This is a genomic window from Hydrotalea sandarakina, from assembly GCF_003254115.1.
Lineage (GTDB): Bacteria > Bacteroidota > Bacteroidia > Chitinophagales > Chitinophagaceae > Hydrotalea > Hydrotalea sandarakina.
Window position 1 is genome coordinate 21,962 of sequence record NZ_QKZV01000013.1, and the last position, 23,452, is coordinate 45,413.

Annotated in this window: 23 protein-coding genes; 16 read left to right on the forward strand and 7 right to left on the reverse strand. The window is 35.0% G+C overall.

Features of this window, described 5'->3' with window-relative positions:
- Positions 1 to 43: 43 nt before the first annotated feature.
- Positions 44 to 1,045 carry a TlpA disulfide reductase family protein gene (locus LX80_RS13760; RefSeq protein WP_111297232.1) on the forward strand — a complete coding sequence of 334 codons (1,002 nt, stop codon included), beginning with the start codon at positions 44 to 46 and terminating at the stop codon, positions 1,043 to 1,045.
- Between the two features lie 457 nt (positions 1,046 to 1,502).
- Positions 1,503 to 2,972 (forward strand): TlpA family protein disulfide reductase, encoded by a 1,470-nt coding sequence (locus tag LX80_RS13765; RefSeq protein WP_146250538.1) that lies wholly within the window; start codon positions 1,503 to 1,505, stop codon positions 2,970 to 2,972.
- A gap of 278 nt (positions 2,973 to 3,250) precedes the next feature.
- On the opposite strand, the gene LX80_RS13770 is transcribed toward LX80_RS13765, so the two are convergent.
- On the reverse strand, positions 3,251 to 4,225 hold the full coding sequence (locus LX80_RS13770; protein ID WP_111297234.1) for a deoxyhypusine synthase family protein: 975 nt from the start codon (positions 4,223 to 4,225) through the stop codon (positions 3,251 to 3,253).
- A gap of 121 nt (positions 4,226 to 4,346) precedes the next feature.
- Between LX80_RS13770 and LX80_RS13775 the strand changes: the two genes are divergently transcribed.
- The 3 genes from LX80_RS13775 to LX80_RS13785 are packed head-to-tail and all read left to right on the forward strand — an operon-like array spanning position 4,347 to position 7,287.
- Positions 4,347 to 5,270: a glycosyltransferase family 2 protein gene (locus LX80_RS13775; protein WP_245898068.1), complete on the forward strand. Its 924-nt coding sequence runs from the start codon at positions 4,347 to 4,349 to the stop codon at positions 5,268 to 5,270.
- 2 nt (positions 5,271 to 5,272) lie between these two features.
- A complete protein-coding gene (locus LX80_RS13780) occupies positions 5,273 to 6,502 on the forward strand; it encodes a glycosyltransferase family 87 protein (protein WP_111297235.1) in 1,230 nt (409 codons plus the stop codon).
- Complete coding sequence (locus tag LX80_RS13785; protein WP_111297236.1) at positions 6,499 to 7,287, forward strand: polysaccharide deacetylase family protein; 789 nt, start codon at positions 6,499 to 6,501, stop codon at positions 7,285 to 7,287. The genes LX80_RS13780 and LX80_RS13785 overlap by 4 nt, the downstream gene beginning before the upstream one ends.
- Before the next feature lie 34 nt (positions 7,288 to 7,321).
- Here the strand turns inward: LX80_RS13785 and LX80_RS13790 are convergent, their stop codons facing one another.
- Positions 7,322 to 7,771 (reverse strand): hypothetical protein, encoded by a 450-nt coding sequence (locus tag LX80_RS13790; protein ID WP_111297237.1) that lies wholly within the window; start codon positions 7,769 to 7,771, stop codon positions 7,322 to 7,324.
- A 359-nt stretch (positions 7,772 to 8,130) separates the two neighbouring features.
- Complete coding sequence (locus tag LX80_RS13795; protein WP_111297238.1) at positions 8,131 to 9,714, reverse strand: NAD(P)/FAD-dependent oxidoreductase; 1,584 nt, start codon at positions 9,712 to 9,714, stop codon at positions 8,131 to 8,133.
- Positions 9,715 to 9,876: 162 nt separating this feature from the next.
- Between LX80_RS13795 and LX80_RS13800 the strand changes: the two genes are divergently transcribed.
- The 5 genes from LX80_RS13800 (at position 9,877) to LX80_RS13820 (ending at position 14,170) form a co-directional block, all read left to right on the forward strand.
- On the forward strand, positions 9,877 to 11,244 hold the full coding sequence (locus LX80_RS13800; RefSeq protein ID WP_146250540.1) for a hypothetical protein: 1,368 nt from the start codon (positions 9,877 to 9,879) through the stop codon (positions 11,242 to 11,244).
- 57 nt (positions 11,245 to 11,301) lie between these two features.
- A complete protein-coding gene (locus LX80_RS13805) occupies positions 11,302 to 11,901 on the forward strand; it encodes an acyl carrier protein phosphodiesterase (RefSeq protein ID WP_245898069.1) in 600 nt (199 codons plus the stop codon).
- Between the two features lie 124 nt (positions 11,902 to 12,025).
- A complete protein-coding gene (locus LX80_RS13810) occupies positions 12,026 to 12,595 on the forward strand; it encodes a DUF2911 domain-containing protein (protein WP_111297274.1) in 570 nt (189 codons plus the stop codon).
- Between the two features lie 150 nt (positions 12,596 to 12,745).
- A complete protein-coding gene (locus tag LX80_RS13815) occupies positions 12,746 to 13,885 on the forward strand; it encodes a cystathionine gamma-synthase (RefSeq protein ID WP_111297241.1) in 1,140 nt (379 codons plus the stop codon).
- Positions 13,886 to 13,909: 24 nt separating this feature from the next.
- Positions 13,910 to 14,170 (forward strand): CBU_0592 family membrane protein, encoded by a 261-nt coding sequence (locus LX80_RS13820; RefSeq protein WP_111297242.1) that lies wholly within the window; start codon positions 13,910 to 13,912, stop codon positions 14,168 to 14,170.
- Positions 14,171 to 14,200: 30 nt separating this feature from the next.
- Here the strand turns inward: LX80_RS13820 and bglX are convergent, their stop codons facing one another.
- A complete protein-coding gene (gene bglX, locus LX80_RS13825) occupies positions 14,201 to 16,444 on the reverse strand; it encodes a beta-glucosidase BglX (RefSeq protein ID WP_111297243.1) in 2,244 nt (747 codons plus the stop codon).
- Between the two features lie 158 nt (positions 16,445 to 16,602).
- On the opposite strand from bglX, the gene LX80_RS13830 reads away from it, so the two are divergent.
- Genes LX80_RS13830 through LX80_RS13845 form a run of 4 tightly spaced genes read left to right on the forward strand, consistent with a single transcriptional unit; the run spans position 16,603 to position 19,695 of the window.
- On the forward strand, positions 16,603 to 17,373 hold the full coding sequence (locus LX80_RS13830) for a TIGR02757 family protein (protein ID WP_211307782.1): 771 nt from the start codon (positions 16,603 to 16,605) through the stop codon (positions 17,371 to 17,373).
- Between the two features lie 22 nt (positions 17,374 to 17,395).
- Positions 17,396 to 17,713 (forward strand): hypothetical protein, encoded by a 318-nt coding sequence (locus tag LX80_RS13835; protein WP_146250542.1) that lies wholly within the window; start codon positions 17,396 to 17,398, stop codon positions 17,711 to 17,713.
- A gap of 44 nt (positions 17,714 to 17,757) precedes the next feature.
- Positions 17,758 to 18,780 (forward strand): fumarylacetoacetate hydrolase family protein, encoded by a 1,023-nt coding sequence (locus LX80_RS13840; RefSeq protein WP_111297245.1) that lies wholly within the window; start codon positions 17,758 to 17,760, stop codon positions 18,778 to 18,780.
- 21 nt (positions 18,781 to 18,801) lie between these two features.
- Complete coding sequence (locus LX80_RS13845; RefSeq protein ID WP_111297246.1) at positions 18,802 to 19,695, forward strand: flavin reductase family protein; 894 nt, start codon at positions 18,802 to 18,804, stop codon at positions 19,693 to 19,695.
- 35 nt (positions 19,696 to 19,730) lie between these two features.
- Here the strand turns inward: LX80_RS13845 and LX80_RS13850 are convergent, their stop codons facing one another.
- Positions 19,731 to 20,786, reverse strand: a complete 1,056-nt coding sequence (locus tag LX80_RS13850; RefSeq protein WP_111297247.1) for a glycosyltransferase family protein — start codon at positions 20,784 to 20,786, stop codon at positions 19,731 to 19,733.
- 11 nt (positions 20,787 to 20,797) lie between these two features.
- On the reverse strand, positions 20,798 to 21,688 hold the full coding sequence (locus LX80_RS13855) for a UDP-2,3-diacylglucosamine diphosphatase (protein ID WP_111297248.1): 891 nt from the start codon (positions 21,686 to 21,688) through the stop codon (positions 20,798 to 20,800).
- Positions 21,689 to 21,885: 197 nt separating this feature from the next.
- Between LX80_RS13855 and LX80_RS13860 the strand changes: the two genes are divergently transcribed.
- Complete coding sequence (locus LX80_RS13860) at positions 21,886 to 22,143, forward strand: hypothetical protein (protein WP_111297249.1); 258 nt, start codon at positions 21,886 to 21,888, stop codon at positions 22,141 to 22,143.
- A gap of 8 nt (positions 22,144 to 22,151) precedes the next feature.
- On the opposite strand, the gene LX80_RS13865 is transcribed toward LX80_RS13860, so the two are convergent.
- Positions 22,152 to 22,406, reverse strand: coding sequence for a CDGSH iron-sulfur domain-containing protein (locus tag LX80_RS13865; RefSeq protein WP_111297250.1), 255 nt, complete (start codon positions 22,404 to 22,406; stop codon positions 22,152 to 22,154).
- 132 nt (positions 22,407 to 22,538) lie between these two features.
- Here LX80_RS13865 and LX80_RS13870 point away from each other — a divergent pair, with 132 nt between their 5' ends.
- Entirely contained in the window at positions 22,539 to 23,432 is an 894-nt protein-coding gene (locus tag LX80_RS13870) for a glycosyltransferase family 2 protein (protein ID WP_111297251.1), read from the forward strand.
- Positions 23,433 to 23,452 lie beyond the last annotated feature (20 nt).

Consider the following 23,452-nt stretch of genomic DNA (forward strand, 5'->3'; position numbering starts at 1 on the left):
ATGAGATTAATAGATTCTATCATGTAATTATTTTAAATTCAATGTGAAAAAAATAATTCTTTGTTTAGCATACATCAGTATTGGCTTTATACAAGCACAAACAATTGATAAACATTTTACCTTAAATGGCTACATTAATTGTGATACTGGCACTATTCGATTGATATTAACCGGTGATAGTTCCAATTATCCCCCTATCCATTCTTCAACGATAGAAAAAATTCAAAATGGTCAGTTTTCATTTAGTGGCACTTTATCATACCCATTAGCATTTCGTCTTTTATTCATAGGAGCAAAAGAGTATATTTCAGACCAGTTTTATATTGATGCCGGGACACAAACCATCACATGCCATGTTGATTCCCTCCGTGAAATTCCTGACATAAATAATAAAACAATGCAGGAATTGCGCCAATTTAAGCAACATCATTATACAGTAGAGACCATACAACAATATACTAAAAAAAATCCCGATTCTTACATGGCATTGTGGCAATTGGCAAGAATGCTTTCTTTCAATTACAATCCCCATTTAGATACAGCATTTGCTTATTTGTCTGATGCGGTTAAAATGAGCTATACGGGTACCAGTTTAGCTAAAAAATTAAAAGCTGCCTCTAGATTAAGCCTGCATCGTGTTTTTCCAAATTTAACATTATTAGACAGGTCTAATCATCCTACAAAACTTTTTACTCACCGACAATCGAACAAGTATATACTGATTGATTTTTGGTTCAGCCATTGTAACCCTTGTATTGGGCAGTTTTCACAATTCAAACAAATATATCAGCAATTCAAAAATGTTAATTTTGATATGATTGGGATATCTATTGATGACAATCAAAATATAGTAAACTGGCAAAAGATAATTGATGAACAACAACTACCATGGAAACAATTATTAGATAAAAACGGCGAGCAGGCCTACAAGTTAGCCATTGATACTTACCCTAGAAACTTTCTTTTAGATAGTAATTATGTTATTATCCGAAAAGATATAACACCTGAAGTTTTAAATAATTTTTTAGCTGAAAAAAATAAATAAACATGAATCTTCTTTTCATAAAGTTCCTTAAAAGAAAATATTACTAAATCAAATTCTGGGCTATACAAGCAGCAAACCGTAAAAGTCAATGCAAATGAACGCTCTAAGATCCTTTCAAAAAATCAATCACTTAAAACATTTTAATAATACAAAAAAATACTTAAACTTTCCAATTTACAGCAGTAATGAGCAAGAATGAAGTTAAAAAATTAAAGCAGGCACATAAATAAACGCCGGATGTACCTTTTCATTAACAGCGACAATGGGTGTGGTGGTTGAAGCAACTTTGTTCATTGTAATGGTTCCACAAGTGATTGTCAAACAGTTGCAGATCAAATTTGCGCAGCATCTAATTGTTGTGATGATGTTGTATGCGGATCGACAAATTAGGTATAATAAAACGGAAACACATCTATTATACATTAATTAACGACATTAATTAATCAAAACAAAACAAGTGAAAAAATTTTTTGTTACACTTATATTGATAATTTTAAAAATAAATGCTTTTTCGCAGGTGACTATCCATTTCATAGATTCAGAAAAAGTACATCCGGATAGTTTTTATTTTAAAATATATGCACCCATTAATACACAAGGAACGCTGTTTGCGAATCCATATTATTTAGACACAATAAAGGCGTATGATATAACAAATAATAGATCTAAAACAACAGTAGAATACCAAATAAAAGATACTTCTATAGGTTTTTTTGCTGATTTGTTCGGAAAAGAAACAATTCTTATACCGAATGATCAAGTCAATATTCAAATACATAGAAGAGGCGTAAGAGATGATAGCATTAAAATAAATAATAAATTTTATGCATATTGGGCCTATGATTATATCTATCAGGGAAAAAACAAGTATTTATATACTATACTTGACACGCTTACCTATTACACAGGATATGTTTATAAATATTTTATAAAATTTGAACCTGACAAATATTCGTTAAATGATTATTACGATTCTGTAAGCAAAATTTATTCATCAAGATTAAAGATAATTCATCAATATACCTCAAAATATAACATTCCGAAAAGTATAGCCGAACTTGTAAACGCAGAATGTTATGCAGCTTATATAATAAATTTGTTAATACCATTACAGGGTAATGACATTTTACCTGAAAAGTATGCCCGTACACTAAAAAACATTGATTTTAATTATCGCTATTTATTTAAAACGCCCTTATACGCTGATGCTTATTTAGATTATGTTGAAAAGTATTTGGTTAAATATTTGCAACAAACTACCAATCCTGAAAATACTTTTCAAGCAACTTATTTGGCCATAAAAAATGCATTCCCCAATTCAAATACTGGTGCCATTTTATTGTCGAGATACATCATGAATAATGAAAAAAAACATTTCGCTTGTTTTGATAGTTTATGTAACAATTTTAAGTTCAACTATCCTACGGCCTCACAAATTCATATCCTTGATTCACTGGTGGAAAGGCATAGAGAAAAAAATAAAATAACTAAAAACGATGCCTTTAGTGCTTTACTTTTATCGGCTACTATGCAATTTTTCAATATTCAAAAATGTTTAAATAAAAAACCAATCATCATTAATTGTTGGGCATCTTGGTGTAGCCCATGTATTAAGGAAATACCGATACTGGAAGCAAAAATGAAAGAATATAATGACAATATTGATATCATTTATATTTCATTTGATAACAATAAAAGTGATTGGTTAAAAAAACAAAATGAATTAGGTATTAATCAACAGCAATCTTATTTACTTATCAATAATTTTAAATCTGCCATGGCTAACTATTTTGATATCACTGCTATTCCTCGCTTAATTTTAGTAGATGCAGATGGGAATATAGTTAATGAACATTTGCCATCGCCCAATAATGATGCATTTAAAAACAACATTGATGCATTATTAAAGAAAAGTAAATTATATTGAAGATGATTAATAGCTTTATGTTAAATGATATATGTAATTTGGAAAAGTGCAAAAAGCTATAATAAAAAATTGCACTTATTTCTTGAAGTTAATAGTTTAAACAGATACGAAAGCATACATTTTCTTGTTACATTTTATATAATATTCCAATTGCTTGGATATTACAAAGGCCGGTAACTTTAAATAGTGCCCGGCCTTTGTTGAATAGTATTGTTGCAGTACAAGTGTGCGACGCAACGAAAGTGTAATAGTAGCAATATTGCCGACTACCTAAAAAATTACCAGCCCAATATCCATGCAAACATTAATGGCGCTACAATGGTAGCATCACTTTCAACAATAAACTTGGGCGTATGTATATCTAATTTTCCCCATGTAATTTTTTCGTTGGGAACGGCTCCGGAATAAGATCCGTATGAAGTTGTTGAATCGCTGATTTGGCAGAAGTAACTCCAGAATGGAACATCGTGCCACTCTAAATCTTGGTACATCATGGGTACAACGCAAATGGGGAAATCGCCGGCTATACCACCGCCAATTTGGAAGAACCCTACCCCCTTGCCGCTACTGTTTTCGCGGTACCATTGGCTTAATTCTACCATGTATTCAATTCCGGATTTCATGGTTGAAGCTTTTAGCTCGCCTTTAATCACATAGCTGGCAAAAATGTTGCCCATGGTGCTATCTTCCCAACCGGGTACTACAATAGGAATATTTTTTTGTGCAGCAGCCAACATCCAACTGTTTTTGGGATCAATTTCATAGTACTGCTCTAACACCCCGCTGAGCAACATTTTATACATATACTCGTGCGGGAAATAGCGCTCGCCTTTATTATCGGCATCTTTCCAAATTTTGAAAATATGTTGTTGCAAACGACGAAATGCTTCTTCTTCAGGAATGCAAGTGTCGGTAACACGGTTGTAATGGTTTTCAAGTAAATCCCACTCTTCTTGTGGACTTAAATCGCGGTAATTTGGTACACGTTTGTAATGACTGTGTGCCACCAGGTTCATGATATCTTCCTCCAAATTAGCACCGGTGCAGCTAATAATTTGCACTTTATCCTGCCGAATCATTTCGGCCAATGAAATACCTAATTCAGCTGTACTCATGGCTCCGGCCAGTGTAATCATCATTTTGCCCCCTTCCAGCATGTGGGCTTCATAAGCTTTTGCAGCATCCATTAAAGCGGCAGCATTAAAGTGACGGTAATGATGCTGTATAAATTGAGAAACAGGACCTTTTTGCATACTTTGCTATTTTAAGGGGGCAAAAATAAATTTTTTGAACGGTTTTAACGGTTAATATTTAGCTTGTTTTGTAAGGTGTTATAAAAACTTATACATTTGGTTGCCTTTACCCTACATGAATATGCTGATAAGCGTTGTAATCCCTGTTTTTAATGAGGAATGGAATATTCCCATTATTAGCAATAGCATTGCTAGCCTTTTTAATGCCATACCCTATGACTATGAAATACTATTTGTAAACGATGGCAGTACCGATAATAGTTTACAAGCTTTAAAAACAGTAGCTTCCGAAAATAAACACATTAAATACATTTCATTTTCAAGAAACTTTGGGAAAGACAATGCCTTGTTGGCGGGATTTGATTTTGCCAAAGGCGATGCGGTAATAACAATGGATGCTGACATGCAACATCCGCCTGAATTAATTCCAAAGCTAATTGATTTATGGCAGCAAGGCAATGCCGTTGTGTACACGTACAGAGAAGACAAGAATGAGCATGCGGCAAAAATGAATCAACTTTCCTCTACATTTTTTTATAGGCTCATCAATCATTTATCGGATGTTGAATTGGAAGATGGTATTGCCGATTACCGATTGCTTGATAAAAAAGTAGTGGCTATTTTAAATAATTTGCATGAAGACCGACCTTTTTTCAGAGGTTTAGTAAAATGGGTAGGCTTTCAACAAACCGGCATTCCTTATAAACCGCATGCCCGAGCTACCGGCGAAACAAAATACGACCATAAAGCATTAGTACGTTTAGCCTTACAAGGACTTACTTCATTTAGTGTAAAGCCGCTAAATATTGCCATTTATTTAGGTTTCAGTTTTTCGGCACTTTCCGTTTGTTACTTACCTTATGTATTATACAGCTTATTGTATGGTAAAGCTATTTCAGGTTGGGCATCAACCATTGTTACCATTGTTTTTTTTGGAGGATTGCAATTAATGATTTTAGGTATTATGGGTATTTATTTGGGCAAATTATTTATGCAAAGTAAACAAAGGCCTAAATATATTATTGATGAAACAAATATTCAGTAGCAATGGAAAGCACCTTGCAAAAACCACAGCAACCATTCGTATATCAATTATATAACCAACTTAAAAGCAACAGAGTAGCCATTATTATTTGGTTTGGATTATCATTAGCTACTATAATTATACAAATTATTGGTCACGACAGGTTTAATAACTTCCAAATTTTTCGATATGTATTTTTCCATACACTTCAACAAGCCAATTTATATTTAGAATATCCGCAAACCTATGGTGATGTAAATTTATATGGACCATTTTTTAGTATTGTAATAGCGCCATTTGCAGTATTACCTAAAGACATAGGAGCCATTGCATGGGTATTATTTAATACAGCTATGTTGTATTGGGCTATAAGAAAATTACCCATACAAAAAGAGGGACAAAATTTTATTTTGGTATTTGCATCTGTTGAAATGATGAATGCTTCCTCATGGGTACAAAGCAATGCGTTTATTGCAGCTTGTATTATTTTAGGGTTTTGTTACATATGGGAAGGCAAAGATAAATGGGGTCTTTTTTTCATATTAGTAGCCACTTTTATTAAACTATATGGCGTTGTAGGGTTTGCCTTTTTCTTTTTTAGCAGGCGAAAAATTCATTTTATAAAATGGACGATAATTTGGTCAATTTTATTTTTTATTGCACCTGCTTTAATTGCGCCCTTTAAGTTTATTGCTCAAAGCTATATGGATTGGTTTTACGCATTATCAGCTAAATCGGCTAAAAATATTCGTTTAGACATTCAAAATGATTATCAGGATATTTCTGCGATGGGAATATTGAGAAGGATTTTTAAAATTAATTACTTAAAAGACGTATGGGTATTAATTCCGGCGGTATTATTATTCGTATCGCAATATTTGCAATTTAAAAATTTTAGCAACTTACGATTTGCATTGTATCTTTTATGTTCAGTACTATTATTTACGGTTATATTTAGTACCGGCTCCGAATCGCCCACTTACATTATTGCATTTCCGGCGGTTTGTTTATGGTACTGGCTACAACCTAAACAATTAAGTACTACTATTTTTTTTGTGTTTGCTTTTGTAATTACCAGTTTTTCTTATTCGGATTTATTAACACCTTGGTTTCGTGAAAGTATTGCAAGGCCTTATGCCATAAAAGCTTTGCCGAATGTTATTGTTTGGATAATACTGATTGTGCAAATTTGGCGACAACAATTTTTGAAGATTTCAGAACAAAAACTAAATACCCATTTATCTAAAGAATGAGAAAAGGGAATTACATATTACTCAGTTTTGATGTAGAAGAGTTTGATTTGCCATTAGAATATGGGCATAACATGAGTATGGAAGAACAAATGCAGGTGGGTAATAGTGGCACCACTATTATGCAAAATGTTTTACAACAACACAATATAGCTTGCACGTTATTTACTACTGCCAACTATGCCATTCACCATAAAGCACAAATTAGCACATTGGCACAAAAGCACGAAATAGCATCGCACACCTATTATCATAGCCAATTTGAAGAAGCCGATTTGCTCAATTCAAAAAACACCCTTGAAGCCATAAGTAAGCAACGAGTTACCGGTTTACGTATGCCCAGAATGCAACAAGTGAATATTCAAGCAGTAAAAGCAGCAGGATACGAATATGATGCATCCATCAACCCTACCTGGATACCCGGCAGATACAATAACCGACATTTACCTCGTACGCTTTATGAGGAAGAATGTATTGTGCGAATACCTGCATCGGTAACACCACACTTTCGTATTCCTTTGTTTTGGTTGGCATTTAAAAATATGCCACTATGGTTATTTACCCAATTTACTTTGCAAACACTACGCAAAGATGGGTACGTAAGTTTATACTTACATCCGTGGGAGTTTACAGATATTTCAAGCTATCCCATTCCTGCTTATACCAAAAGGCAAGCAGGTAAAAAATTAGAAGATAAATTGCATGCGCTTATCAGAACGCTTCAAAAACATGGCGATTTTATAACCATGCAACAATTTAAAAATATTCAGTCAAGCAATATTTCATAAATACTGTTGACTGAATATTCTTTCGTTTTCTGTATTAATTACTCATACGTTTAAATTCACTCACATTACCTGCAGGTGAAATTTGCAATACAATAGTTTCCTGCTCAGTTAATAAGGATACATAGTATGAAACTTCATTTTCAGCACTCCTGTACTCTATACAATCTATTAGTTGATAAGGAGGAAAAGGATACTTTAAACTAATAGCCTTAATAGCACGTTCTGGTAATTTGCTGTAATCCATTTTAGAAGTTACAGCAGTTAAATCACCATAACTGTCGTAGAAGGCATTCATTTCTTTTCCATTTAAAGTGAAACTGGCCCTAATGAATTGAGGCGTAACTTTCCAATCAACATTTTCAGCTTTTAAAAATTTTGCTGTAAAGTTGTTTAATACAGTAAAGCTTACATCAGAAGCAGGATCGGTGGCGGCAGTAGCTGCAATAGAAACTGTAATTAACGCCAGAAATAAAATTTTTTTCATTGTAAATAAATTGAAGGTTTTAAAATGTTTTTCTCACAAGGCAAAACTATTTTACCTTTTAAATGAAACGAAGTTGTTTGTGATTGGTTACAGAAATGTTTATTCGTTTTGTATGAACGGTAGAAAAACATTTTCTAATTTTTTTAAAAAGATTAGATGAAATGCAATACAGACAAGTATTATAGAAAATATTTTTTTGAATAACTAGCATCACGAATGTGTGATGAAAGTGTAAATAAAATGATAACAAGTTGGATGAATGGAAAATAAAATTTTAAAAACCAGCAGTTATCATCCTTTATGAGTATACACTTATGAAAAAGTTAACATTGAAAAGAAATATCATGTAAAAACGCGTTTTATTTTTCATGATAATCTTCTTCCGTATTAACTGCCCAAATATTTTCCTTAGAAGTAATGCCGTGTATAATATTATTAACAGCTGCAATGGCTGTTAACATAGAATGATCTTGATTATTGTATTTATGCATACCATTGCGGCCAATTAAAAATAAATTGGCAAAGCTATCGGTGAACTGACGAATGACGTTAAATTGATGATAAGTGCCGAAATAAGCAGGATAAGTTTTGGGCATTCGAATAAGTGTACTATCAATTACATCCTGCTTATCAATAATACCAATACTATGAAGTTCATCAATAGCAAATTGAATAAAAGTTTTATCATCCATTTGCCATAAAGCATCACCTTCATTACAAAAATACTCTAAGCCTATCCAAACCTTGCTTGGGTCGGCAACAAGATAAGGCGACCAGTTGTTGAATATTTGCAACCTTCCGATTTTCACATCACGCTCCTGAATATAAATCCAATTATCGGGAACGAGATTATTGTGTAATGTGCTGTTTGAAGTATTTGCGATTGATAATTTATTTAAGAGTAAGCCCACAGTTATAAAATCGCGATACTGCAACCCGTTACTAATATTTTGAATATTAATGGGAACTATATTACCCATTGCTGCAATCAGTTCCTTTACCGGCATGGTTGAAAAAAAATAATTACCGGATACTGAATGGGTATTACCATTCAAGGTGTTGATGTATGAAACCGATTGAATAGCATTATTTTGAACATTTACGGAATTTACTTTGGCATTTGTAATAATGATTCCACCTTTTTCGCGAATAATTGATGCAACAGTTTCCCACATTTGTCCCGGCCCCAACTTAGGGTACATAAATTGTTCAATTAAGGAAGTAACTACTTCTTTTTGTTGAATAGAATTTGACTTTTTAAATACTGATTTAATGGCATGCATTATTGCTTTAGAAACGGATAATTCTTTTATGCGTTGCGCTCCCCAATCGGCAGCAATAGCATTGCAAGGCATACCCCAAACTTTTTCAGTATAATCTTTAAAAAAAGTTTTATACAATTCACGCCCAAAACGATTGATAAAAAATTCCTCTAACGTTGTTACTTTTTTTAGAGGGAACAATCGAATAGCAACATAACTAATACCAATTTTAATTACCCGAACAACACCTAAATTTTGAAGCGTATGAAAGCTAAGAGAAATGGGATAATCGAAAAATTTTCTTAGATAAAAAATTCTAGAAACCCTTTTTCTAATTAACATTACCCTGTCTGTGTGATCAGGGTTGGGACCGTTGGGCGAAAGAGCAACCGTTGTTTTTTTTCGGTGATAAGTAATTTCATTGGGAATAACTTCATTTGCCCCCACACCTTGAAGGGGTAAAATTTGCTGCCACCATTGCATTACAACATCTGACTTGGAAAAAAACCGATGGCCACCAATATCTATTCTATTGCCTTTATATACAACTGTTTTTGAGATACCACCCATATCGGCCGATTGTTCTAAAATAATAGGCTGAATGTTGGTTTTGGTAACCAATTCATAGGCAGCAGTTAAACCTGCCGGACCGGCACCAATAATAACAGCTGTTTCAGGCATATAAAATTGAAAATATTATTTAGAGCAATGCGAATATCCGATTTTGACAATTCCGCTGTATTAATTCAACATTAATTTATGCTTTTGATTTAAAATCACATTCAAACAATTATTTTTTTGAATATCAAAATAAATATTATATTGAAAAAAAATCCTGCTTCTATGCGTGTTCAAACAATATTTTTATTGATTCTTTTAAGTTTTTGCTCATCATTAGCCTATAACCAACAAAGCAATACGTTTAAAACAATTTTAACAAAAGCCGGCAATGAAAATAAAAATATTTGGATGTATGTTCAATCCAACAACTGCCAATTATGTAATGCATTAGCAAAAACCGCTTTAAATAGCGATGAGAGCATTCAATATATTTTGAAAAACGAATACGTTTTTTATACAACGGCTACCATACCTTCCGAAATTCAGCCGGATACCAGTGTTTACTACTTCCCGGAAACATTTTTTGGAATGATTATAACAGATACAAAAGGGAATATTTTAGCAGTTGATGCCAATGCGAGAAATTACCCTAACTATTACACCAACTTTAGTTATAGCATTAAGAATAAAGAGATGCATGGTGGCTCATTATTGCAACAACAACTACAAGCTTATAACTTAAACAATAAAGATTTTTATAACGCATATAACTTATTAAAAACTTTATTAGATTATAATATAGAGCCGGGTAATTCCTTATTGAATAGGATTGCTGAAACTATTCCTGCTGATTCTATTCATTCTACCACATTCATACAAACCTTAGCCAAAGCGGCACCTACTGTATCATCAACATTATTTAAATACTTAAGAAAAGATACTCGATTGTTTAGTGAAAGCTGGTACCAACTACCATTGTCATTAAGAATGACCATTAATAGCAGAATTTTAACAAAGTCGTTGAACAGGGCAATTGCCGATACCAATTTTGTTTATGCCATAGAAGCAGCACAGTTTATTGCGAATACTTATAACAACAAGGATGAGGGGAATCAGCAATTTGATGCCGCTTTGCTTCAATATTACTATGGCATTGGCGATACTACACAATTCATCCAAAAAGCATTGCGCTATTATGATAGATATTTCCCTACAACACTAATTGATTCCATTCATACAGCGGATTCAATTTATGCAGCACATAATAATGATGCATTCATGAAACAATTAAAAAAAATGAATATCCAAAATCCAACTGAAAATGGAAATTATTTCATAAAACGAACTACCATTATTTCACCCAACGGAACACGCATTGCCGGTGAATTACATAAAGGTGCTAAACAGTTGTATGAAATGACAAATGAGGTTACCTACCTTAACAAGGCATTAGAATGGAATTCAAAATCAATACGAGCGAATTTAAATGCCGACAATGCCAATACACAAGCCAGAATTTTATATAAATTAGGTAACTATAAAGAGGCCATTCAGTGGCAAAAAACAGCCATTAATGAAGTGAAAAAGAAAAATTTGGATACCGAGTGGTTTGAACAAAATCCGGAAAAACTACAATCATCCAAATCATAACATCTAACATTTTCAATATATATATTTCGCAAAGCCAAATACTGTATCTTTATTAGAATGAATTTTTTGGCACATGCATATTTATCATTTGGCCATAACGACATATTGGCCGGCAATATGATGAGCGATTTTGTGAAGGGTAACAATAAAAATAAATTTCCACCCCTTATACAAAAAGGGATTGTATTGCATAGGCTGATAGATCAATATACCGATGAACATCCGGCCACTATTGCAGCCAAACAATTACTTAAGCCCAAAGTGGGATTATATGCCGGCGCATTTTTAGATGTGGTATATGATTACTTTTTAGCCAACGATAAACAAATCTTTCCTGCCGAAGAAGCATTACAGCAATTTAGTTTTTCGGTATATGATACCTTACAATTATATCAACCTTATTTTCCGGAAAAATTTAACATAGCCTTTCAGCATATGCAAACCCAAAACTGGCTATTGCAATACCGCTATTCGCAGGGTATTGCCAGAACTTTTGAAGGAATGATTCATAGGGCTCAATATTTATCAGCAGATATTACACTATTACCGGTGGTTGAAGAAAATTATTATTTTTTCGAAGATGCTTATCGGCTCTTCTTTCCGGATGTTATTCAATTTGCTTCCAAACAAATGGCCATTCTTTTACAGGAAACTTAATTCAATTTATATTTGTAAGGCTTTATTGGCAATATGCCATAATTACTTCAAAATTAATTTGAACCAACCCTGCATATCTGCGTTAATAAGGCATTATTCAACCACATATCAAAAACAAATAAGTATGAACAAGCTACTTGTTGTATGTACCTGTTTATTATTATCGCTGCCAATTATGGCACAACAAAAACCTACAGAATTAGATAAAAGTCCAATGGACATGAGCTATTGGCCCGACAATTACCCGCTGCTTAAAATGAATGGTAAAGTAAAAGATTTACCGATTGCCAGAATTATCTATAGTCGTCCACAAAAAAATAATCGTACTATTTTTAATGGCATTGTAAAATATGGTGAAATGTGGCGCTTAGGTGCTAATGAGGCTACTGAGGTGGAGTTTTTTAAAAATGTAAAAATAGGCGGAAAGGTGGTACCAAAAGGAAGGTATACCCTGTATTGCATACCTGAAGCGGATAAATGGACCTTAATTTTAAATAAAGACAATTATACCTGGGGCAATTATACCTATGATATCAAAAAGGATGTTTTGCGCACCACTATACCGGTTGAAAAACTAACCAGCCCCATTGAAAACTTTACTATTTATTTTGAAGATGCCAAAGGAGGCAATGCTAATTTAATTGTAGAATGGGACGATGTAAAAGCCACGATGCCCATTAGTATTGTACCTTAAGCAATAATTTTAAAAAAATTTTGCTATTGCCTTAGCGACCTATCGTTAAGGCTTTTTTATTGATTTTTGGTAAGGCATTCCTTAAACTTTTGCATCTTTGTTGAATAGCTAATTATTTAGCATCTATTTTTCAACAACAAATGCATTTTTATGGAATTAGCAACTTTAATGATACATGCGGGAGCAGAACCCGATCCTTCAACCGGTGCAATAATGACACCGATTTATCAAACCTCTACCTTCGTTCAACAAGCACCCGGTGTACACAAAGGTTATGAATATGCACGTAGCCAAAACCCTACCCGTTTTGCATTAGAAAGTGCGTTAGCCGCCATTGAGCAAGGTAAATATGCATTGGCTTTCAGCAGTGGTGTAGCTGCTACCGATGCTGTATTAAAATTGTTACAACCCGGTGATGAAGTAATTGCAGCAAATGATATGTATGGAGGCACTTATCGTTTATTTACTAAAGTGTATGAAAAATTTGGCATACACTTTAAATTCACGGACACAACACTTCCACAAAATGTGCAAAACGCCATTTCACCAAAAACGAAACTTATTTGGATTGAAACACCTACCAATCCATTAATGAATATTACAGATATTGCAGCCATTGCAGCCATTGCCAAAAAAGCAAATGTGTTGTTGTGTGTAGATAACACCTTCGCTTCGCCTTTTTTACAAAATCCATTGTTGTTAGGTGCAGATATTGTTATGCATTCTGCCACTAAATATTTAAGCGGTCATAGCGATGTTATACAAGGTTGTTTGGTAATGAATGATGATGCATTACGTGATCAATTGTATTTTATACAAAAGTCTTGTGGAGCAGTTCCCGGCCCCATGGATTGCTTTTTGGTATTACGTGGCATTAAAACGTTACATGTGCGCATGGAACGCCATTGTGAAAACGGCGCTACCGTTGCACATTTTTTACGTAATCACCCCAAAGTTGCCCATGTATATTGGTGCGGATTTGAAGACCATCCCGGTTATGCAGTTGCTCAAAAGCAAATGCGCGGCTATGGTGGCATGATGAGTTTTACATTGAAAGATGATAGCGTAGAAAACGCCAAGAGGGTACTTTCTTCAACCCACTTATTTTCATTAGCCGAAAGTTTAGGTGGTGTTGAAAGTTTAATCAATCATCCTGCTTCTATGACGCATGCTTCCATTCCAAGAGAAGAACGTTTGAAAAACGGATTAACCGATTCTTTAATTCGTTTAAGCGTGGGTATAGAAGATGAAAAAGATTTAATTGATGATCTTAACAAGGCAATAGGATAACCTTATTAAATCAAGAAAAATAATATGCAAATTTTAGTAGAAATAATTGGTTGGATAGGTGCTTTACTATTACTGGGTTCCTATTATTTAAATATGAGTGGAAAGCTTTCAGCCAAAGCACCACTTTATATTTGGAGCAATTTAATTGGCGGCCTTTGCTTTATTATCAATTCATCTTACCACCATGCCTTTCCATCCGTAATGGTTAATATTATATGGATAGGTATTGCCATCGGTGCATTAATAAAATCGCAGCAACAAAAAAGGGGCACCGTTAGTAAATAGTGCCCCTTCTCAAAATATTATTGATTGTAACTATTGAAGTGTAAAATCTTTTTCTAACACATCACGTGAGTTGCCCCCGACAAACACTTTAAAAGCACCGGGTTCAATATGCACATTACCTTCTCCGTCATAAAAAGCTAAATCATTATCGGTAATGGTAAAGCTCAATACTTTTTTCTCGCCAGGTTGTAAGTATACACGCTGAAAAGCTTTTAAGGCTTTTACCGGCTGAACGATAGATGCAGTCATTTGACGAATGTACAATTGTGCTACTTCATAACCTGCTTTACTGCCGGTATTGGTTAATTCAACTTTTACTTGTAAAGGTGAGCCTTTTTTCATACTGGCTGAACTAAGCTGCAAGTTGCCATAATGAAAAGTGGTATAGCTTAAACCAAAACCAAATGGATATAATGGTTCATTGGGAATATCGCGGTAGCGGCTTTTCCAGTTTAAGTCGCCTGAATCGGGTAAAGGTCTGCCGGTATTAAAATGATCATAGTAAACAGGAATTTGGCCAACCGCATAAGGAAAACTCATAACTGTTTTTCCGGAAGGGTTGTAATCACCACTCAAAACATCGGCAACTGCATGGCCGGTTTCTGTACCTAAAATCCAAGTATAAACAATGGCATTAACATAAGGCTGAATAGCAGTTAATACCAAAGGCCTTCCGGCTGAAACTAATGCAACAATAGGCTTTCCGGTTGCATGCAAAGCTTTTAGTAAAGCTACTTGACCTTCACTAATAGCAGGATTAGCCAATGAACGATCTTCACCCGCTAACTTGCCGGTAAGGCCAACATTAACAATTACCACATTGGCATTTTTTGCAGTAGCCACAGCATTGTCAATTAATGCTTCATTCGAACTGCCATCCGGTAAATATCCATCGCTGTATGTTATGTTACTATTGGCAAATTTTTCTTTCATGCCCTCCAACACACTTACAGCATCTTCAGCTTTTCCATTCGCAATCCAAAAGTCAAACATATCAGCTTTGCTTTTGGCATAATAACCTATTAAAGCAATAGCTGTATTACTTTTTGCGTCAATGGGTAATACGTTATCTTCATTTTTTAACAATACGATGGAAGCGTCTGCAGCTTTTCGTGCTTCCATTCTATGTGCTGCGGTGAATTCTGTAGCTTTTTCACGAGCTACATCTGAAAATTTGTAGGGATCATCAAACAAACCCAGTTTAAATTTATAATAGAGTACCCTGCGCACATCATCATCAACCTGTTGCATGGTAATCTTCCCTTCTTTCAATAATTGCGGTAAATAATCCACAACCACTTTCGATTCCATGTCCATCATACTGCCTGCTGCTAATGCTTTATAAGCAGCATCTTTCCTATTGGCCGCATAACCATGTGTAATCATTTCATCAAATGAATTCCAGTCGCTCACTACAAAACCTTTAAAGCCCCATTTTTTTTCTAAAATATCATGCACCAAATATTTATTACCACTGGCGGGAACGCCATCTACAATATTAAACGCATTCATAACAGTGGCGGCACCGGCCTTTACACCGGCATAATAAGGCGGAAGATATTTATTCCATAAAGCCACTCTTGAAACATCTACTGTATTATATTCTCTTCCCCCTTGCACTGCACCATAAGCTGCAAAATGTTTTACACAAGCCATTACATGCGCTGCATCGTTTAAATTACCTTGCAAACCTTTTACTCTGGCTGCTGCAACCACACTACCATAATAAGGATCTTCGCCTGCACCTTCCATTACACGGCCCCAACGGGGGTCATTACTAATATCGCACATGGGTGAAAATACCCAATGTAAACCCGCTGCGGCAGCTTCTTTTGCAGCAATGGAAGCATCTTTTTCAATTTGAGCAACATCCCAACTACAGGCTTCTGCTAAAGGAATAGGAAAAATTGTTTTATAACCATGAATTACATCAAAAGCAAATAAAAGCGGAATACCTAAACGACTTTCTTCAACCGCAACTTTTTGCATTGCCCTGGTTTCTTCAGCACCGGTTACATTTAAAAATGAACCCACTTTCCCTTGGCGAGTCATGGCAATTTTGGCTTGCTGGCCGGGATCATTGGCTGCGGGACCGGTAAAAATACCACCATTCAATTGGTTTAACTGACCGGCTTTTTCTTCAGGGGTCATTCGCTTCAACAAATCGTTAATACGCGCCTCAATAGGGGCTTTCGCATTTTTATACAATGGCTGTTGTGCCCGAATAAATCCTGCAGTTGCAAGCAGGCCGAACAAAATAACTGTTTTTTTCATGTATCTATATTTTAGAATAAAAGCATATATGTACAATATTCGCGCAATAAACACTTGGTGAACTTTGGCGTTTAACATAGGTTTGTGCCATAAAGTTAAGCTGCATTGTAAGCATCTGTATTAAGAAGTTAGGAAATAGATAAAATAATACCAGAATTATGTTGAAAAAGTCAAATTTAGCTTTAAAAGATTTTTTAGACAGCAAGGTATTATTATACAACACACCACATTTTATTTCGGGCGATCCTATTTCGGTGCCACATCGCTTCTCATTGCAACAAGACATAGAAATTGCAGGACTGTTTGCGGCATTATTTTCATGGGGTAATCGAACTGCAATCATCCAAAAATCAAACACCTTAATGCATTTGATGGATAATGCCCCTTATGATTTTATTAAGCATCACCAAATTTCCGATTTAAAAAAATTAATGCAGTTTCAGTATCGTACATTTAATACAACCGACTTATTATACACTATTCATTTTTTGCAGCACCATTATTTACAACACAACAGTTTAGAAACTGCCTTCTGCCAATGGGGTAACACCATAGAAGCTATGCTAAATGGCTTTCATCATTACTTTTTTTCATTGGAAGATGCCCCATTACGAACCCGAAAACACATTGCAGCACCGGAAAATAAATCAGCCTGTAAACGTTTAAATATGTATTTAAGATGGATGGTACGAAATGATAAAACCGGCGTTGATTTTGGCATTTGGAAAAATATTAGCCCGGCACAACTTATTTGCCCATTAGACCTGCATGTTGCACGTGTTGCCAAACGTTTAGGTATGATAAAACGAAAACCTGCCGATTGGTTAGCAGCCATTGAATTAACGAATTTTTTACGCCTATTAGACAAGAATGATCCCGTAAAATACGATTTTGCTCTTTTTGGTTTAGGCATCATTGAAAAATATTAATGTACTTTGCCTATATAATATTATGCAGGAATTGCCTTTAGATATTATTCAAAACTTTTTACAAAAAACGGATGCAGCAATTGTGCCCCAAAGCCCGCAATACACACAACTGCGAAATGCCATTGAATATTTAATAGAAACCGATTTTCATGCACTGATTCAATTGTTGTATAGAATAGATGTAAACGAAGCACAATTAAAAAAAGCACTCAACGAGAATTTACCTGAGCATGCTGCTGATGTTATTACCCAATTTATTATTCGCCGGCAGGCAGAAAAAATAGCTTTCCGAAAAAACATGCAAAAGAATAATAACATTAATGAAGAAGATAAATGGTAGATGCCTGTAATTTTACACTATTAACGAATTTAAATTAGTAGCACATGAAACTTGTATCATATTTAAGAGAGGGTCAAGATCAATTAGCTTTTTTAGTCAATAATTTCTTGTACGATTGTGATGCTGTACATCCCGAATTAGCAGGAAATATGAATATGTTTTTAAACTATTGGGATGACATGTTTCCGATTGCCCAAAAAGTAAACGCGGCACTAGTAAACGGAACGATGGGTGTTAACAAGGGACTTTCGCTAGATGGTATTCAATTATTAGCACCTGTTCCTTTTCCAACCAGTTGCCGCGATGGTTATGCATTTAGGCAACATGTTGCAGCAGCAAGGCGTAACCGTGGTGTACCTATGATACCCGAGTTTGATGAATATCCCATTTTTTATTTCACCAATCACCATAGCATACAAGGTCCGGGACCTGTTTACTGCATGCCTGACCACTTTGAACAATTAGATTTTGAGTTAGAAGCTGCAATAGTTATTTGCAGAAACGGAAGAAACATTGCCGCCGAAACTGCCGATGAATACATTGGTGGTTTAATGATTATGAATGATATGAGTGCCCGCAAATTGCAAATGGAAGAAATGTTATTGAATTTAGGTCCTGCCAAGGGAAAAGATTTTTCAACCGTTATTGGACCCTGTTTGGTAACATTAGATGAATTGGCCCCTTATGAAATTCCAGCAAAACCCGGCCATACCGGTAAAAGTTGGAATTTAACCATGAAATGCCGCGTAAATGGCATTGAAGTTAGCCATGGCAACTTAGGTGACATGGATTGGACTTTTGCTGAAATTATTGAAAGAGCCAGTTATGGTGCTACATTATATCCCGGCGATGTAATTGGTTCAGGCACTGTTGGTACCGGTTGTTTTTTAGAATTGAATGGAACCGGCAAAATGAATAACCCCAACTATGTACCGCAATGGTTAAAAGAAGGTGATATTGTTGAAATGGAAATTGAACACATTGGCAGTATTAGCAATACAATAGTAAAAGAAGACAGTAGCTTTAGTATTTTGGCTCAAAAGAAAAAAGGCACAAGCATTGCTTAATACAAAAATTACTTTAGTACCATGCTTATTCATATTCAAGAATTAAAAGGAACAGAACGACAAGGTTGGTTACAACATGCCATAGCCCCTAGGCCTATTGCTTTTGCAAGTACTATTGATAAGCAAGGCAATGTAAACCTTAGCCCTTTTAGTTTTTTCAATTTATTTTCAACTAATCCGGCCATTGTTATTTTTTCACCCACACGCAGTGTACGCGAAAATGCAGTAAAACATACTTTGCTTAATGTAATGGAGGTACCCGAAGTGGGTATTCATATTTGCACTACTGAAATGGTGCAACAAGTAAGCTTAAGTAGTTGCAATTATCCCAAAGGGGTTGATGAATTTGTGAAAGCCGGATTTACAAAACAGAAAGCAACTTACATTCAACCGCCTTTGGTAAAAGAATCGCCGGTTCAAATGGAATGTAAAGTATTAGAAATAAAAAGTTTGGGCGACGGCCCGGGAGCCGGACAATTAGTAATTGCCGAAGTTATTTGTATGCATGTTGCAGAAAGTATTTTAAACGAAGCCCGCACAATGATTGACCAACGTAAATTACACCACGTTAGTCGTTTAGGCGGCGATTGGTATGCATCCATCAATGAACAAAATTTATTTACGGTTGCTAAACCCAATGCACATTTGGGCATTGGTATTGATGCCTTACCTATAAGCATCCGCAACAGTAAAATATTAACCGGTAATCATTTAGCACAGTTGGCCAACGTTAGTGCCTTGCCCGAAATTGACGCGAATTTTAATGACGACAAGGTAAAAAATATTATACAATATTATGCCGGTAGCCCTACCGAAATGGAAGAAGAATTGCACCAGTATGCAAAACAATTTATTGACAAAAATGAAATTGACAAAGCTTGGCAAATATTGCTAACCGGCACAGATGTTCTTTAGTAAATTGCCAAAACCGATCAAATTAAAATAAGTCATTAGCTCAATGCCAGCATATCTTCCTCGGTAAGTAAATTATTAAAATTATTGGCCGGTTGCTGCTTTACTGTTTGTGCAGTTAATATGGCCTGGTGAACAATTGCATGCGTATCATGCGATAAATGCAAAGGTTTTTGAGGGGCAACATTTAACCAATTAGCAATATGATGATGCAAATGCTCATCAATTTTATCAATAATAGGCACATTAAAATCAGCCAAAGCAGCGGCATTGCACAATTGTTCATATTGTCCGCGAATGGGTAAACACAACAGTCTTTTTTGCAAAAACAAAGCTTCAGCAGGTGTTTCAAAACCGGCACCGGTAATAATACCATGAGCATGAATCATGCTATGATTAAATGCTTCATTGCTAATAGGTATAAACGTGATATTGCCTTGTTTTACCCTTTGTTTTACTTTTTTTGAAAACACTTCAAATGGAACATCCGGCAATTTATTTAATGCTGCAGCCACTACTTCATCACTGTAATGCGATAAATAAACAGTAATATATCCTTTATTGCTTGGGTTTGCCTGCTTTATTTGTTGTTTAATAACAGGAGGAAAAATAAATGAATCGTATTGATTAAAATGCAAACCTACATAGGCAGTGGCAGGCGCATATTTTTTTAATACCAGTTCACCTACTATATTTTTTTTATCTGGACGAGGAGTTTTTGGAGAAATAAATGCTGCCTGATGACCGAAATTAACACTGGGTACGTTCTGCAGAAAGCAAGCTAATGCAGTAATACTTTCAAAATCATTCAATACAATGTCATAGTCTTGTAACGGTAATGCCTTTGCTTCTTTTAAAGCCCTTACAGGCGAACAATAACGCAGCATTTTAACGTAATCTAAACCACCTTTATTTCCGTAAAATAAGCTTAATCCTTTACTGGTGAATTTTACCGGCAAATTAGGATTAAGATTACTGTTGCTTCCGCTTAAAAATACATCAACGGTGCCGTATTGCTGCAAGTAAGGCAACAATTCCATTGCTCTGCTAATGTGTCCATTTCCTGTAGCTTGTACTGCATAAAATATTTTCATAATTGCTTCTTTTAAAAGGGTGGGGTAAAAGCAGCTTGCCCGGGAACTGCATGAAATGAGGGAGCAAAAGCATGCACAAATAATGCAATTTCATCTGTAACTACATCCGGACTTTGTACTTTCTTATTCATATCAACCACCTTCGCACTTTCAAATGCTTTATCATCGTATTGATACATATGCCAGGCGTTACCATAAAATTCCAATGCAGTTAAATGTTCCACCCAATCGCCACTGTTTAAATAGGTAACTTTTCCATTTTCATTTTCAACAACCCGCATTTGTGGTTCATGAATATGGCCACAAATCACATAATCGTAATGTTTTGAAATAGCAATTTCGGCAGCCGTTTGTTCAAAATTGTTAATTTTAATAACCGCTTTATTCACCCTATTCATTACTGATTTTGATAAACTCATTTTTTCACGCCCCAGCAATTGCAAAAAATAATTCAACAACCTATTAAAGCGAATTAATAAGTTATAACCATGACTTCCCCATTTGGCTAAAAGCTTGGCACTTCCTTTTGTTGTATTATCAAATACATCACCATGAAAAATCCAACATAAATGCCCGTTTATTTCCATTACCATTTTGTCAACCAATTGAATATTGCCAACATCAAAATGCGTATAACGGCGCAAAGCTTCATCATGATTTCCGGTAATATAAATAACCCGGGTACCTTTGGTAGCCAGGCTCAAAATTTCTTTAATTACCTGCATGTGGGTTAAGGGAAAGAAATGTTTACGGAATTGCCACACATCAATAATATCGCCATTCAGAATTAGGATTTTGGGCGATATACTTTTTAAATAATTTACCAGCTCACGGGCATGGCAGCCGGTAGTTCCTAAATGCAAATCACTCATCACAACAACGTCAACTGGCCTTCTGTTCATAACTAATGGTTTACCAAAATTCAAACCATAGTATTACCTGAATGTGAATTGAATATGAATTAATTGTTACATCTGCCTAAAACAGAAGAATCAACCCTTTAGAATTGTTAAAAGAATAGCCTTTTAAAGCCACTATTTGGGTAACAGGCCTTCCGTAAGTTGAATTTTAAACTATCTTTGCTAAACAATATACAGGTATGAAAAAGTGGGTAAGTAAGTTAGCAATCACTGTATTTTTCGCTTTAGTTACAGTTGGCAGCCATGCACAATGCTCTATATGCACCAAAACAGCTTCACAACTGGGTGAAGGACCTGCAAAAGGCTTAAATGCCGGCATATTATATTTAGCCGCAACTCCTTTTTTAATTATCGGATATTTGGGTTATCGCTGGTTTCAGGCTGAAAAAGAAAAACAGCGTTTAGATGCACAGCCTAACGATCAGGATACTATTTAAGTAAGCAATTACTTTCTGAATTGTTCATGTGTACCATCGCAAAATGGTGGTGTTTTGGTGTGTTTACAGTTGCACAGCCAAACTTCTTCACTTTTTTCGGCAGTAAATCGTAGGGGTTTAAATGGCATCCCTTCAATGGTTTTATGATGGCCATCGCAAAATGGATTTTTTTGACTTAACCCACAAGTACACCAGGCATAAGTTTTTCCTGCTTCTAACATTACAGCTGTAGGTTCAGCTTTAAAAACATGAGGTTCTTGCATAATCCAAAATTGAGGATGCAATTTAATCAAAAATAAATGCTAACTGTTCCTGAAATGTGCATTTATTGAAAAAAACCTTATTTACCAATCATTTGGCTTTGTGCATTAGATTTGTGCAGTTTAACTTACCGTATGAATCATTCAGCAGAAATACTTTTCTTACCCAAAAATACCCATCAAAAAAACAACACTTTTTCAATTGTTATACCCAGCTGGAATAATTTACCCTATTTAAAACTTTGTGTTGAAAGCATTAGAAAAAACTCAACATTATCACATCAGATTATTGTATTTGTAAATGATGGTAAAGATGGCACTTTTGAATGGGCACAAAGCCAAACAGATATTGATGTTGTTTATAGTTCGGTAAACGTTGGGGTTTGTTATGCACTTAACGCATGCAGAAAATTACTGCAAACTGATTATTTGTTGTACATGAATGATGACATGTATGTTTGCCCGAAATGGGATACTTATTTATGGGAAGAAATTCAATTAATAGGTCATAAATATTTTTTTATATCTGCAACAGCTATTGAGCCTGTTGCTTCCAGTAACTGTGCTATTGAATATAATTTTGGTACCGACATAACAAATTTTAATGAAACTGCATTACTTGAACAATTTGCACAGCTTCCTATGAATGATTGGCAAGGTGCTACCTGGCCACCCAATATTGTACACATAGATGTTTGGGATTTGGTAGGCGGATATAGTATAGAATTTTCTCCTGGCATGTATTCAGATCCGGACTTTTCTATGAAACTATGGCAAATGGGTATCCGTTATTTTAAGGGGATTAGCAAAAGTAGAGTGTATCATTTTGGTTCAAGATCGGTAAAGCGAGTAAAGAAAAACAGAGGTTATTATAAGTTTATACAAAAATGGGGAATCACATCCAGTACTGTTTCAAAGTTTTACTTAAGACGAGGAAAAGTTTTTAACGGTGAATTAAGCGAACCTTCAATACCTAAATTGATTCAAATTAAAAATAACTTCAAGCGCTTTGTGGCGACGTTTTACTAAAAAAATGATACTTGATTGTA